Source organism: Streptomyces sp. NPDC018947, assembly GCF_044390505.1.
Classification (GTDB): Bacteria; Actinomycetota; Actinomycetes; order Streptomycetales; family Streptomycetaceae; genus Streptomyces.
Window position 1 is genome coordinate 84,202 of sequence record NZ_JBIRZD010000014.1, and the last position, 13,988, is coordinate 98,189.

Genomic DNA, 13,988 nt, shown 5'->3' on the forward strand with positions numbered 1-13,988 from the left:
CCGACGGCGCGCTGCCCGTCGCCCTCGCACGGGGCGCCCGGTGCCGGTCCTCCCGAGGTCACAGCGGCAGCGGTCACCTGGTTCCCCACTTCACCGCACGCGACGAGGCGTGCTCCATCGGAAGTACCCGCGGCCTTCGCACCGGAAGGAGCCCACAGCGTAGGCGGGCGCGTACCGGTGCCGCGAGGGATTTCCGGCCGGGCGGGCCACACGCGCCGAGGCCCGGCGCCCCCAGCGGGGGAACCGGGCCTCGTACGTGCCGTCGGGCGAGGGTGCCTTACAGGCCGGCCGCCTCGCGCAGCGCGTCCACGCGGTCGGTGCGCTCCCAGGTGAAGTCCGGCAGCTCACGGCCGAAGTGGCCGTAGGCGGCGGTCTGGGAGTAGATCGGGCGCAGCAGGTCGAGGTCGCGGATGATGGCGGCCGGACGCAGGTCGAAGACCTGGTCGATCGCCTTCTCGATCTTCTCGTGGTCGACCTTGGCGGTGCCGAAGGTCTCGACGAACAGACCGACCGGCTCGGCCTTGCCGATGGCGTACGCGACCTGGACCTCGCAGCGGGAGGCCAGACCGGCGGCCACCACGTTCTTGGCCACCCAGCGCATGGCGTACGCGGCGCTGCGGTCGACCTTGGACGGGTCCTTGCCGGAGAAGGCACCGCCGCCGTGGCGGGCCATGCCGCCGTAGGTGTCGATGATGATCTTGCGGCCGGTCAGGCCGGCGTCGCCCATCGGGCCGCCGATCTCGAAGCGGCCGGTCGGGTTGACCAGGAGGCGGTAGTTCTCCGTGTCGAGCTTGATGCCGTCGTCGAGGAGCGCCTTCAGCTCCGGCTCGACGACGAACTCCTTGATGTCGGGAGCCAGCAGCGACTCGAGGTCGATGTCGCTGGCGTGCTGGGAGGAGACCACGACCGTGTCGAGGCGGACGGCCTTGTCGCCGTCGTACTCGATGGTGACCTGGGTCTTGCCGTCGGGGCGCAGGTAGGGGATCGTGCCGTTCTTGCGGACCTCGGAGAGGCGCTTGGACAGGCGGTGCGCCAGGAAGATCGGCAGCGGCATCAGCGTCGGCGTCTCGTCCGAGGCGTAGCCGAACATGAGGCCCTGGTCGCCGGCGCCCTGCCGGTCCAGCTCGTCCTCGTCGCCCTCGACGCGGGACTCGTAGGCCGTGTCGACGCCCTGCGCGATGTCCGGGGACTGCGCGCCGATCGAGACGGACACGCCGCAGGAAGCGCCGTCGAAGCCCTTCTTGGAGGAGTCGTAGCCGATCTCCAGGATCTTGCCGCGCACCAGCGTGGCGATGTCCGCGTAGGCCTTCGTCGTGACCTCGCCGGCCACGTGGACCAGGCCGGTGGTGATCAGGGTCTCGACGGCGACCCGGGAGGCCGGGTCCTCGCGCAGGAGCGCGTCGAGGATGGTGTCGCTGATCTGGTCAGCGATCTTGTCGGGGTGACCTTCGGTCACGGACTCCGAAGTGAACAGGCGACGGGACACAATGCTCCCTGGGGTTGCAGCGGCTGCTGGCTGATCATTGGTGGACGGCACGGGGAGCTGCACCCGGCGACGTCCGAGAACAGTTTATCGGTCGCGGTCGGCCACCGACTCACCCATCTCAGCTCTCGGAAGGTCTGTGACCTGCGACACGGGCATTCTGCCCAATGCGGAGCGCCCTTGACCAGGGGCGCCACGCTCGAATGTACGAGGTTCGCTCCCGTTGTGCGATGAATGCGCCATTCAGCCGAGCCGTTCGGCCACGAGGTCCCACACGATATCGGCCAGGGCCTCCTTCGGGCCGTGGGGCACCGGGGTCTCGCTGCCGTCCGCGCCGAGGACCACGGCCTCGTTCTCCTCGGAGCCGAACGTCTTGCGCTCCCCGACCTCGTTGACCACGAGCAGGTCGCAGCCCTTGCGCTTCAGCTTGGTCCGGCCGTTGGCGAGGACGTCGTCGGTCTCGGCGGCGAAGCCGACGACCACCTGCCCGGGGCGCGCCCGGTCGGCGGAGATCTCCGCGAGGATGTCGGGGTTCCGGACGAGCGTGATCGCGTCCGGTTCCCGGTCGTCCTTCTTCTTGATCTTCCCCGGCGCGTAGGCCGCCGGGCGGAAGTCCGCTACCGCCGCGGCCATCACCACGGCGTCGGCGTCCGCCGCCGCGCGCAGCACGGCCTCGCGCAGCTCCGTCGCGGTGCCCACGGGGACCACGTCCACGCCGGCCGGGTCCGGCAGTGCCGCGTTCGCCGCGACCAGCGTGACGCGGGCGCCTCGGGCGGCGGCGGTGCGGGCGAGGGCGTAGCCCTGCTTGCCCGAGGAGCGGTTGCCGAGGAAGCGCACGGGGTCGAGGGGCTCGCGGGTGCCGCCGGCGCTGACCACGACGTGCCGTCCGGCGAGGTCGGGCTCGCTCACGCCGCGGGCGAGCACCCGGCGGCAGACCTCGAAGATCTCCCCCGGGTCGGGCAGCCGGCCCTTGCCGGTGTCGACGCCGGTGAGGCGGCCGACGGCCGGTTCGACGACGAGGGCGCCGCGGCGGCGCAGCGTCGCCACGTTCTCCCGGGTGGCCGGGTGCTCCCACATCTCGGTGTGCATGGCGGGGGCGAAGACGACCGGGCAGCGGGCCGTGAGCAGGGTGTTGGTGAGCAGGTCGTCGGCGAGGCCGTGGGCGGCCTTGGCGAGCATGTCGGCGGTGGCCGGGGCGACGACGACCAGGTCGGCCTGCTGGCCGATGCGCACGTGCGGAACCTCGTGGACGTCGTCCCACACCTCGGTGGAGACGGGGTTCCCGGACAGGGCGGACCAGGTGGCGGCGCCGACGAAGTGCAGGGCGGAGGCGGTCGGGACGACGCGTACGTCGTGCCCGGACTCCGTGAATCTGCGCAGCAGCTCACAGGCCTTGTAGGCGGCGATGCCGCCGCTGACCCCCAGAACGACCTTGGGCTTGTCCACCATCTCTCCCGGACCTCGGAATGCGTATGCCCCCATCACACACCACAGGCCCGGCAGTCGGGCTGCCGGGCCTGTGGAGAAGTCGGCTTCGGGCCGACGACACTACCGCGGTGTCACTGCGCCGGGCCCTCGATGGCCTCGGACGTCAGCAGACCCGCGTTGATCTCGCGGAGCGCGATCGAGAGCGGCTTCTCGTGGACGTGGGTGTCGACGAGGGGACCGACGTACTCGAGGAGGCCCTCGCCGAGCTGCGAGTAGTACGCGTTGATCTGGCGGGCCCGCTTGGCCGCGTAGATCACGAGGCTGTACTTCGAGTCGGTGGCCTCGAGGAGCTCGTCGATCGGCGGGTTGATGATGCCCTCGGGCGCGGAGATGGAAGAGGACACGCTCTACCTTCCGATGGATGGGAAAGATTCAGTCGCGGTGATCGGTCGGGGTGACCGTTCGAGATCAGCGGACCAGTCTCGATCACACGACGTTCGTCAAGGCTAGCAGCTCGCGCGCCACGTCCTCGACGGAGGTGTTGACCAGGGTCTCGTCGAACTCCCGCTCGGCCGCCAGCTCGACCTTGGCCGCGGCGAGGCGGCGCTCGATCACCTCCGGCGGTTCGGTGCCCCGGCCGGTGAGCCTGCGCACCAGCTCCTCCCAGGAGGGCGGGGCGAGGAAGACCAGCCGGGCGTCCGGCATGGACTCGCGGACCTGCCGCGCGCCCTGGAGGTCGATCTCCAGCAGCACCGGCTCACCGGCCTCCAGGCGCTCCAGCACGGCGGTGCGGGGCGTGCCGTAGCGGTTGCCCGCGAACTCGGCCCACTCCAGCAGCTCGCCGTTGGCGATCAGCTTGTCCATCTCCTCGTCGGTGACGAAGAAGTAGTGGACGCCGTGCTGCTCGCCGGGCCGGGGCTTGCGGGTCGTCGCCGACACCGAGAGCCAGACCTCGGGGTGTTCCTTGCGCATATGGGCGACGACCGTGCTCTTGCCGACCCCTGAGGGGCCGGAGAGCACGGTCAGCCGCGGACGAGCGTCCGGGGGTACGGGGGACGTCCCCCGGGGTGTTGCAGCCATGCGCCGATTATTCCAGCAATCGCGCAGTGCCCGGGACTCAGGAGCCGGTGCTGCCGAACTCCCGCTCCAGCGAGGCGATCTGGTTGGAACCGAGCCCCCGCACGCGGCGGCTCTCGGAGATGCCGAGCCGCTCCATGATCTGCTTGGCGCGGACTTTGCCCACGCCGGGCAGGGACTCGAGGAGGGCGGAGACCTTCATCTTGCCGATGACGTCGTTCTCCTGGCCCTGCTTGATGACCTCGTGGAGGGAGGCGCCGGAGTGCTTGAGTCGATTCTTGACCTCGGCCCGCTCCCGGCGAGCCGCGGCGGCCTTTTCGAGCGCGGCTGCGCGCTGTTCAGGGGTAAGGGGCGGAAGAGCCACGCCTACGTCACCTCGGATGTCGAACTGTCGGATACGGACCGGTGAGGAACCTAGTCGCCCCACACCTGGGGAGTCACGGGCAACACGGTTGCCCGGTTCTCCCCCACTGTCATGAGGGCGTGGGAGGTGCCCTCACCCGACGGAGACTAGCGGTCAAGTCCGCCAGAGTCAGCGAGAACAGCGGAAAAGTCCTGGTCAGCCTCCGTCAGGCCGGACATTTGAGACAAATTGCCTCGGTTTTGTGGGTGTATCCAGACTCTAGGCAGCCGCGACCGCGGCCCTGATCTCCTCGGCGAAACGGTCCGCCGCCGACCGCAGGGCCGCGACGTCCGGTCCGTGACGAAGGACACCCCGGCTGACGTTCGGCACCACGTCGCGCACCGCGTCCCCGAAGACGCGCGGAAGGTCCGCGGGGGTGGCCCCCTGCGCGCCGATGCCCGGCGCCAGGAGCGGTCCGCCGATCTTCAGGTCGTACGACGAGAGGTCGCCCAGGGTCGCCCCGACCACCGCGCCGAAGGAGCCGAGGGGCGTCTCCCCCGCGTTCTCGGCGGCCAGGTGCGCCAGCATCGTCGCGCCGACGTCGCGTCCGTCGGCCCGGGTGGCGTGCTGGACCTCGCCGCCCTCCGGGTTGGAGGTCAGCGCCAGCACGAACAGGCCGGCGCCGTTCTCGCGCGCCGTGTCGACGGCCGGCTTCAGGGAGCCGTAGCCGAGGTACGGGGAGACGGTCAGCGCGTCCGAGAACAGCGGTGCGTCCCTGTGCAGGAAGGACTCGGCGTACGCGGCCATGGTGGAGCCGATGTCGCCGCGCTTGGCGTCCATGACGACCAGCGCACCGGCCGCCCGCGCCTCCTCGACCGACTTCTCCAGGACGGCGACACCGCGCGAGCCGAAGCGCTCGTAGAACGCGCTCTGCGGCTTGAGGACGGCGACCCGGCCGGCCACGGCCTCGACGACGGTGCGGCTGAACCGCTCCAGGCCCGCCACGTCGTCGTTCAGGCCCCACTCGGCGAGCAGCGAGGCGTGCGGGTCGATGCCGACGCACAGCGGGCCGCGCTCGTCCATCGCGCGGCGCAGCCGCGCGCCGAAGGGCTCGGGAACCGTCATGCCGGTCATCGGGGTTTCCTCACGTCGGCGCCGACCGCGTCGGCGAGGGTGGCGTACGGGCTCTGCCGCAGGCGGGCGGCGAGTCCCTTGTGGAGGGAGCGGCACCAGAAGGGCCCCTCGTAGATGAAGGCGCTGTAGCCCTGGACCAGGGTCGCGCCGGCCAGGATGCGCTGCCAGGCGTCCTCGGCGGTCTCGATGCCGCCGACGCCGACCAGGGTGATCCGGTCGCCCACGCGCGCGTAGAGGCGGCGCAGCACCTCCAGGGAGCGCGCCTTGAGGGGGGCGCCGGAGAGACCGCCGGTCTCACCGACCAGGGAGGGCGCCGACCGCAGGCCGAGTCCTTCGCGCGCGATGGTGGTGTTGGTGGCGATGATGCCGTCCAGGCCGAGTTCGACGGCCAGGTCGGCGACCGCGTCGACGTCCTCGTCCGCGAGATCCGGGGCGATCTTGACCAGCAGGGGGACGCGCCGGGCGGGGACCGCGCGGTCGGCGGCCTCGCGCACCGCGCTCAGCAGGGGGCGCAGCGCCTCGGTCGCCTGGAGGTTGCGCAGGCCGGGCGTGTTCGGCGAGGAGACGTTGACCACCAGGTAGTCGGCGTACGGCGCCAGCCGCTCGGCCGACTTCACGTAGTCGCCGACGGCCTCCGCCTCGGGGACGATCTTCGTCTTGCCGATGTTGACGCCGACGACCGTCCTGAAGACGGGGTTGCGGGAGGCCAGGCGGGCGGCGACGGTCCGGGAGCCGTCGTTGTTGAAGCCCATGCGGTTGATCAGCGCCCGGTCCTCGACCAGGCGGAACAGCCGCTTCTTGGGGTTGCCGGGCTGCGGCTCCCCCGTCACCGTGCCGATCTCGACGTGGTCGAAGCCGAGCATGGCCATGCCGTCGATGGCGACCGCGTTCTTGTCGAAGCCGGCGGCGAGCCCGAAGGGGCCGTGCATGCGCAGTCCGAGGGCCTCGGTGCGCAGTTCCTTGTGGCGCGGCGCGAGCACGGCGGCGGCGAAGGTGCGCAGCACGGGGACGCGGGCGGCGAGACGGATCCACCGGAAGGCGAGGTGGTGCGCCCGCTCCGGGTCCATGCGGGAGAAGAAGAGCTTGAAGAAGATCGTGTACATGTGTCCTCGTGAAGCCTCGGGCAGAGCCCGTCGCGGGGCTCATGAAGAGGGGGACACCGTTCCCGGTGTCCCCCTCGGGGCCGCTAGTCGCGGGCGGCGGTCAGGAACTCGGCGTGTTCCTGCAGTGAGCGCACTCCCACGTCCCCGCGGTTGAGGGCGTCGATGCCCTGGACGGCCGCGGCGAGCGCCTGGACCGTCGTCAGGCACGGCACGGAGCGGGCCACGGCGGCCGTACGGATGTCGTAGCCGTCGAGGCGGCCGCCGGTGCCGTACGGGGTGTTGACGATGAGGTCCACCTCGCCGTCGTGGATGAGCTGGACGATGGTCTTCTCGCCGTTCGGGCCGGTGCCCTCGGACTGCTTGCGCACGACCGTGGCGTTGATGCCGTTGCGCTTGAGGACCTCGGCGGTGCCGGAGGTGGCCAGCAGCTCGAAGCCGTGGGCGACCAGCTCGCGCGCCGGGAAGATCATCGAGCGCTTGTCGCGGTTGGCGACGGAGATGAACGCCCGTCCCTTGGTCGGCAGCGGTCCGTAGGCGCCGGCCTGCGACTTGGCGTACGCCGTGCCGAAGACCGAGTCGATGCCCATGACCTCGCCGGTGGAGCGCATCTCCGGGCCGAGGACCGTGTCGACGCCGCGGCCGTGGATGTCCCGGAAGCGGGACCAGGGCATCACGGCCTCCTTGACGGAGATCGGCGCGTCCAGCGGCAGTTCGCCGCCGTCGCCCTGCGCCGGGAGCAGGCCCTCGGCGCGCAGCTCGGCGATGGTCGCGCCCAGCGAGATGCGGGCGGCGGCCTTGGCCAGCGGCACCGCGGTCGCCTTCGAGGTGAAGGGGACGGTGCGCGAGGCGCGCGGGTTGGCCTCCAGGACGTAGAGGATGTCGCCGGCCAGCGCGAACTGGATGTTGATCAGGCCGCGCACGCCGACGCCCTTGGCGATGCCCTCGGTGGAGGCGCGCAGCCGCTTGATGTCGAAGCCGCCGAGCGTGATCGGGGGCAGGGCGCACGCCGAGTCGCCGGAGTGGATGCCGGCCTCCTCGATGTGTTCCATGACGCCGCCGAGGTACAGCTCCTCGCCGTCGTACAGGGCGTCGACGTCGATCTCGATCGCGTCGTCCAGGAACCGGTCGACCAGGACCGGGCGGGACGGGCTGATCTCGGTCGACTCGGCGATGTACGTCTCCAGGCGGGCCTCGTCGTAGACGATCTCCATGCCGCGTCCGCCGAGGACGTAGGAGGGGCGCACCAGGACCGGGTAGCCGATCTCGTCGGCGATGGCCTTGGCCTCGGCGAAGGTGGTGGCGGTGCCGTGCTTGGGGGCGGGCAGGCCGGCCTCCTTGAGCACCCGGCCGAAGGCGCCGCGGTCCTCGGCGGCGTGGATGGCCTCCGGGGAGGTGCCGACGATCGGCACGCCGTTGTCCTTGAGCGCCTGCGACAGGCCGAGCGGGGTCTGGCCGCCGAGCTGGACGATGACGCCGGCGACGGGACCGGCCTGCTGCTCGGCGTGGACGATCTCCAGGACGTCCTCCAGGGTGAGCGGCTCGAAGTAGAGCCGGTCGGAGGTGTCGTAGTCGGTGGAGACGGTCTCCGGGTTGCAGTTGACCATCACGGTCTCGTACCCGGCGTCGCTGAGCGCGAAGGAGGCGTGGACGCAGGAGTAGTCGAACTCGATGCCCTGGCCGATGCGGTTCGGGCCGGAGCCCAGGATGATGACGGCCGGCTTCTCGCGCGGCGCGACCTCGGTCTCCTCGTCGTAGGAGGAGTAGAAGTACGGCGTCCGCGCGGCGAACTCGGCGGCGCAGGTGTCGACCGTCTTGTAGACCGGGCGCAGGCCGAGCGCGTGCCTGACCTCGCGGACGACGTCCTCGCGCAGGCCGCGGATCTCGGCGATCTGCTGGTCGGAGAAGCCGTGCCGCTTGGCCTCGCCGAGCACGTCGGCGGTCAGCTCGGGTGCCGCGGCGATCTCGTCGGCGATCTCCTTGATCAGGAAGAGCTGGTCGACGAACCAGGGGTCGATCTTCGTGTACTCGAAGACCTCCTCGGGCGTGGCGCCCGCGCGGATGGCCTGCATGACGGAGTTGATGCGGCCGTCGGTCGGCCGCACGGCCTCGCTCAGCAGCTCCGCCTTGTCGCCGGGCTCGCCGGTGAAGGCGAACTGGCTGCCCTTCTTCTCCAGCGAGCGCAGGGCCTTCTGGAAGGCCTCGGTGAAGTTGCGGCCGATGGCCATGGCCTCGCCGACGGACTTCATGGTGGTCGTCAGCGTGGAGTCCGCCGAGGGGAACTTCTCGAAGGCGAAGCGCGGGGCCTTGACGACCACGTAGTCGAGCGTCGGCTCGAAGGAGGCCGGGGTCTCCTGCGTGATGTCGTTGGGGATCTCGTCGAGGGTGTAGCCGACGGCGAGCTTGGCGGCGATCTTGGCGATCGGGAAGCCGGTCGCCTTGGAGGCGAGGGCGGAGGAGCGCGAGACGCGCGGGTTCATCTCGATCACGATGACGCGGCCGTCGGCCGGGTTCACCGCGAACTGGATGTTGCAGCCGCCGGTGTCGACGCCGACCTCGCGGATCACGGCGATGCCGATGTCCCGCAGGATCTGGTACTCGCGGTCGGTCAGCGTCATCGCCGGCGCGACGGTGATCGAGTCGCCGGTGTGCACGCCCATGGGGTCGAAGTTCTCGATGGAGCAGACGACCACGACGTTGTCGTGCTTGTCGCGCATCAGCTCCAGCTCGTACTCCTTCCAGCCGAGGATGGACTCCTCCAGCAGCACCTCGGTGGTCGGCGAGAGGGTCAGACCCTGGCCGGCGATGCGGCGCAGCTCCTCCTCGTCGTGCGCGAAGCCGGAGCCGGCGCCGCCCATGGTGAAGGAGGGGCGGACGACGACCGGGTAGCCGCCGAGCTCGTCGACGCCGGCGAGCACCTCGTCCATGGAGTGGCAGATCACGGACCGGGCGGACTCGCCGTGCCCGATCTTCTTGCGGACCTCCTCCACGACCTCCTTGAACAGGTCGCGGTCCTCGCCCTTGTTGATGGCCTCGACGTTGGCGCCGATCAGCTCGACGCCGTACTTGTCGAGGACGCCGTTGTCGTGCAGCGAGATGGCCGTGTTGAGGGCCGTCTGCCCGCCCAGGGTGGGCAGCAGGGCGTCAGGGCGCTCCTTGGCGATGATCTTCTCGACGAACTCGGGGGTGATCGGCTCGACGTAGGTGGCGTCGGCGATCTCCGGGTCGGTCATGATCGTCGCCGGGTTGGAGTTCACCAGGACGACGCGCAGGCCCTCGGCCTTGAGGACGCGGCACGCCTGGGTACCGGAGTAGTCGAACTCGGCGGCCTGGCCGATGACGATCGGGCCGGAGCCGATGACCAGGACGGACTGGATATCGGTGCGCTTAGGCACGCTGGCCCTCCATCAGGGAAACGAAGCGGTCGAACAGGTAGGCGGCGTCGTGCGGGCCGGCTGCCGCTTCGGGGTGGTACTGGACGCTGAAGGCCGGCTTGTCGAGGAGACGGAGGCCCTCCACCACGTTGTCGTTGAGGCAGACGTGGGAGACCTCGGCGCGGCCGTAGGGGGTCTCGGAGACCTTGTCGAGCGGGGCGTCGACGGCGAAGCCGTGGTTGTGCGCGGTCACCTCGACCTTGCCGGTCGTACGGTCCTGCACCGGCTGGTTGATGCCGCGGTGGCCGTACTTCAGCTTGAAGGTGCCGAAGCCGAGGGCGCGGCCCAGGATCTGGTTGCCGAAGCAGATGCCGAACAGGGGGGTGCCGCGCTCCAGGACGCCCCGCATGACCGCGACCGGGTGGTCGGCGGTGGACGGGTCGCCGGGGCCGTTGGAGAAGAACACGCCGTCGGGGTCGACGGCGTAGACGTCCTCGACGGTGGCGGTGGCGGGCAGGACGTGCACCTCGATGCCGCGCTCGGCCATGCGGTGCGGGGTCATGCCCTTGATGCCGAGGTCGACGGCGGCGACGGTGAACTTCTTCTCGCCGATCGCCGGGACGACGTAGGCCTCGGTGGTGGCGACCTCGGCGGAGAGGTCGGCGCCGCTCATCTCGGGGGCCTGGCGCACCTCGGCGAGCATGGTGCCCTCGTCGGGCAGCGCGTTGCCGGAGAAGATGCCGACGCGCATGGCGCCGCGCTCGCGCAGGTGGCGGGTGAGGGCGCGGGTGTCGATGCCGGAGATGCCGACGACGCCCTGGGCGGCGAGCTCCTCGTCCAGCGAGCGCGTCGAGCGCCAGTTGGAGGGCACGCGGGCGGGGTCGCGGACGACGTACCCGGACACCCAGATCTTCTTGGACTCCATGTCCTCGTCGTTGACGCCCGTGTTCCCGACGTGCGGGGCCGTCATCACCACGACCTGGCGGTGGTACGACGGGTCGGTGAGGGTCTCCTGGTAGCCGGTCATGCCGGTGGAGAACACGGCTTCGCCGAAGGTGGCCCCCACGGCCCCGTAGGCGCGGCCGCGGAAGATCCGGCCGTCCTCCAGGACGAGTACGGCGGGAGTCCTGTGGGCTCCCCTGGTGGAGGTCGTCATCGTGCGCCTTCCGTTTCCGTCTTGTTGATCATGTCGTTCAGGGTCTCGACCCACTCGTTGTGCTCGGCCGCGTGGTCGGAGCGGAAACCGGAGTCGATCAGTTTGCCGCCGTGCTCCCAGGTGACGATCAGCAGACCGCCCTCGGTGAGCACCTTGCCGGCGATGCCCTTGTCCAGCCGGGCCTCGCGCAGTGCGGTCAGGGGGACGAAGAAGTCGTTCGCGCCGGGGCGTACGACGTCCAGTCCCGCGTCCGTCAGCGTGAGCTCGGCCCGGCTGCGGGTGCCCAGGCCGTGCGCCACGATGCGGTCGAGCCACTGGCCGGCGGTGGTGGAGCCGTGGTAACGGCCGCTCATCGTCAGTCTCGCCGGGCCGGGCTCGTTCTGCGCGGCGGGCAGCTCGGGCAGGTCGCCCTGGAGGGTGCCGCGCCACTTCCAGCCCTCGCGCATCAGCCAGTAGACGAGCGCGACGAACAGGACGAGTCCGACCACCCACCCCAGGCGGGCGGCCCAGTCGGTCACTTCCGCCGATTCCTTCTCGGCGGCCAGCAGGATTACAGGTGTCACGTGAGCTTCCCGTCGACGAGCGTCGCCTTGCCCCGCAGCCACGTGTGCGTCACACGGCCCGGCAGCTCGCGGCCCTCGTACGGGGTGTTGCGGCTGCGCGAGGCGAAGCCCGCGGGGTCCACCCGGCCACGGTATGCCGTGTCGACGAGGGTGAGGTTGGCGGGCTCACCAGCCGAGACGGGACGTCCGTGTCCGGCGGCCCGTCCGATCCTGGCGGGCGTGAAAGACATCCGGTCGGCGACGCCGGCCCAGTCCAGCAGGCCCGTGTCCACCATGGTCTCCTGGACGACCGACAGCGCGGTCTCCAGGCCCACCATGCCCATGGCGGCGGCGGCCCACTCGCAGTCCTTGTCCTCGTGCGGGTGCGGGGCGTGGTCGGTGGCGACGATGTCGATCGTGCCGTCGGCGAGCGCCTCGCGCAGGGCCAGCACGTCGCGCTCGGTGCGCAGCGGCGGGTTGACCTTGTAGACCGGGTTGTAGGACCGCACCAGCTCGTCGGTGAGGAGGAGGTGGTGCGGCGTGACCTCGGCGGTGACGTCGATGCCGCGGGACTTGGCCCAGCGGACGATCTCGACGGACCCGGCGGTCGACAGGTGGCAGATGTGGACGCGGGAGCCGACGTGCTCGGCGAGCAGCACGTCCCGGGCGATGATCGACTCCTCGGCGACGGCGGGCCAGCCGCCGAGGCCCAGCTCGGCGGAGACGACGCCCTCGTTCATCTGGGCGCCCTCGGTCAGCCGGGGCTCCTGGGCGTGCTGGGCGACGACACCGCCGAAGGCCTTCACGTACTCCAGGGCGCGGCGCATGATCACGGCGTCGTGGACGCACTTGCCGTCGTCGGAGAAGACGGTGACGCCGGCCGCGGACTCGTGCATCGCGCCCAGTTCGGCGAGCTTGGCGCCCTCCAGGCCGACGGTGACGGCGCCGATGGGCTGCACGTCGCAGTAGCCGGACTCCTGGCCGAGCCGCCAGACCTGCTCGACGACGCCGGCGGTGTCGGCGACCGGGAAGGTGTTGGCCATGGCGAAGACGCTGGTGTAGCCGCCGCTCGCCGCGGCGCGGGTGCCGGTGAGGACGGTCTCGGAGTCCTCGCGGCCGGGCTCGCGCAGGTGGGTGTGCAGGTCGACCAGGCCGGGCAGCAGCACCTTGCCGCCGGCCTCGACGACCTCGGCGCCCTCGGCGGACAGGCCCTGGCCGACCGCCTCGATCACGGAGCCGTCGATCAGCACGTCCTGCGGCTCGCCGCCGAGGACCTTCGCACCACGGATCAGGGTCTTGCTCATCTGTCTTACTTCTCCTCGGTGGTGCGGGCGTGGGTGACGGCGGGCTCGTTGCCGCCGAGCAGCAGGTAGAGGACGGCCATCCGGATGGAGACGCCGTTGGTGACCTGCTCGACGGCGGTGCAGCGGCCGGAGTCGGCGACCTCGGCGGTGATCTCCATGCCGCGGACCATCGGGCCGGGGTGCATCACGATGGCGTGCTCGGGCATCTTCGCCATGCGGTCGCCGTCGAGGCCGTAGCGGCGGGAGTACTCGCGCTCGGTCGGGAAGAACGCGGCGTTCATGCGCTCGCGCTGCACGCGCAGCATCATCACCGCGTCGGACTTCGGCAGGGTGGAGTCGAGGTCGTAGGAGACCTCGCAGGGCCAGGTCTCGACGCCGACCGGCAGCAGGGTGGGCGGGGCGACGAGGGTGACCTCGGCGCCGAGGGTGTGCAGCAGGTCGACGTTGGAGCGGGCGACCCTGCTGTGCAGGACGTCGCCGACCAGCGTGATGCGGCGGCCGTCGAGGTCCTTGCCGAGGCCGGCGTCGCGGCCGATCAGCCGGCGGCGCATGGTGAAGGCGTCCAGCAGGGCCTGGGTGGGGTGCTGGTGGGTGCCGTCGCCGGCGTTGATGACGTGGGCGTCGATCCAGCCGGAGGTGGCCAGGCGGTAGGGGGCGCCGGAGGCGCCGTGCCGGATGACGACGGCGTCGACGCCCATGGCCTCCAGGGTCTGCGCGGTGTCCTTGAGGGACTCGCCCTTGGAGACGCTGGAGCCCTTGGCGGTGAAGTTGATGACGTCCGCGGACAGGCGCTTCTCGGCGGCCTCGAAGGAGATCCGGGTCCGGGTGGAGTCCTCGAAGAAGAGGTTGACGACGGTCCGGCCGCGCAGGGTCGGCAGTTTCTTGATCGGCCGGTCCGCGACCCGGGCCATCTCCTCGGCGGTGTCGAGGATCAGGACGGCGTCGTCGCGGGTGAGGTCGGCGGCCGAGATGAGATGACGCTGCATCTGTCAGGCTCCGTAAGGCGATTCATGCGAAAGAGCGGGATAATTCGGGCGGCCGGGTGCG

12 protein-coding genes are annotated in these 13,988 nt (G+C 70.9%); all 12 read right to left on the bottom strand.

Annotated elements, in window-relative coordinates:
- Window positions 1-277: 277 nt before the first annotated feature.
- The 12 genes from metK to ACH499_RS25220 all read right to left on the bottom strand — a co-directional run bounded on the left by metK (window position 278) and on the right by ACH499_RS25220 (window position 13,927).
- On the bottom strand, window positions 278-1,486 hold the full coding sequence (gene metK / locus ACH499_RS25165) for a methionine adenosyltransferase (RefSeq protein ID WP_356199311.1): 1,209 nt from the start codon (window positions 1,484-1,486) through the stop codon (window positions 278-280).
- 240 nt (window positions 1,487-1,726) lie between these two features.
- Entirely contained in the window at window positions 1,727-2,929 is a 1,203-nt protein-coding gene (coaBC, locus tag ACH499_RS25170; protein ID WP_399018637.1) for a bifunctional phosphopantothenoylcysteine decarboxylase/phosphopantothenate--cysteine ligase CoaBC, read from the bottom strand.
- A 113-nt stretch (window positions 2,930-3,042) separates the two neighbouring features.
- The gene (gene rpoZ, locus ACH499_RS25175) at window positions 3,043-3,315 is read right to left on the bottom strand and encodes a DNA-directed RNA polymerase subunit omega (protein WP_003977348.1); all 273 of its coding nucleotides are present in this window, start codon (window positions 3,313-3,315) and stop codon (window positions 3,043-3,045) included.
- Window positions 3,316-3,397: 82 nt separating this feature from the next.
- Window positions 3,398-3,991, bottom strand: a complete 594-nt coding sequence (gene gmk / locus ACH499_RS25180; RefSeq protein ID WP_356199313.1) for a guanylate kinase — start codon at window positions 3,989-3,991, stop codon at window positions 3,398-3,400.
- 37 nt (window positions 3,992-4,028) lie between these two features.
- Window positions 4,029-4,352 carry an integration host factor gene (locus ACH499_RS25185; RefSeq protein WP_003977346.1) on the bottom strand — a complete coding sequence of 108 codons (324 nt, stop codon included), beginning with the start codon at window positions 4,350-4,352 and terminating at the stop codon, window positions 4,029-4,031.
- A 258-nt stretch (window positions 4,353-4,610) separates the two neighbouring features.
- The gene (gene pyrF, locus ACH499_RS25190; protein ID WP_356199562.1) at window positions 4,611-5,456 is read right to left on the bottom strand and encodes an orotidine-5'-phosphate decarboxylase; all 846 of its coding nucleotides are present in this window, start codon (window positions 5,454-5,456) and stop codon (window positions 4,611-4,613) included.
- Between the two features lie 5 nt (window positions 5,457-5,461).
- Entirely contained in the window at window positions 5,462-6,568 is a 1,107-nt protein-coding gene (locus tag ACH499_RS25195; RefSeq protein WP_356199315.1) for a quinone-dependent dihydroorotate dehydrogenase, read from the bottom strand.
- An 83-nt stretch (window positions 6,569-6,651) separates the two neighbouring features.
- Entirely contained in the window at window positions 6,652-9,960 is a 3,309-nt protein-coding gene (gene carB, locus ACH499_RS25200; RefSeq protein WP_399018489.1) for a carbamoyl-phosphate synthase large subunit, read from the bottom strand.
- Complete coding sequence (gene carA, locus ACH499_RS25205; protein WP_356199319.1) at window positions 9,953-11,095, bottom strand: glutamine-hydrolyzing carbamoyl-phosphate synthase small subunit; 1,143 nt, start codon at window positions 11,093-11,095, stop codon at window positions 9,953-9,955. The genes carB and carA overlap by 8 nt, the downstream gene beginning before the upstream one ends.
- The gene (locus ACH499_RS25210; protein ID WP_356199321.1) at window positions 11,092-11,658 is read right to left on the bottom strand and encodes a hypothetical protein; all 567 of its coding nucleotides are present in this window, start codon (window positions 11,656-11,658) and stop codon (window positions 11,092-11,094) included. Before ACH499_RS25210 ends, carA begins: the two co-directional genes overlap by 4 nt.
- Window positions 11,655-12,941, bottom strand: a complete 1,287-nt coding sequence (locus tag ACH499_RS25215) for a dihydroorotase (protein WP_356199323.1) — start codon at window positions 12,939-12,941, stop codon at window positions 11,655-11,657. Before ACH499_RS25215 ends, ACH499_RS25210 begins: the two co-directional genes overlap by 4 nt.
- A gap of 5 nt (window positions 12,942-12,946) precedes the next feature.
- The gene (locus tag ACH499_RS25220; protein WP_356199325.1) at window positions 12,947-13,927 is read right to left on the bottom strand and encodes an aspartate carbamoyltransferase catalytic subunit; all 981 of its coding nucleotides are present in this window, start codon (window positions 13,925-13,927) and stop codon (window positions 12,947-12,949) included.
- Window positions 13,928-13,988: the final 61 nt, after the last annotated feature.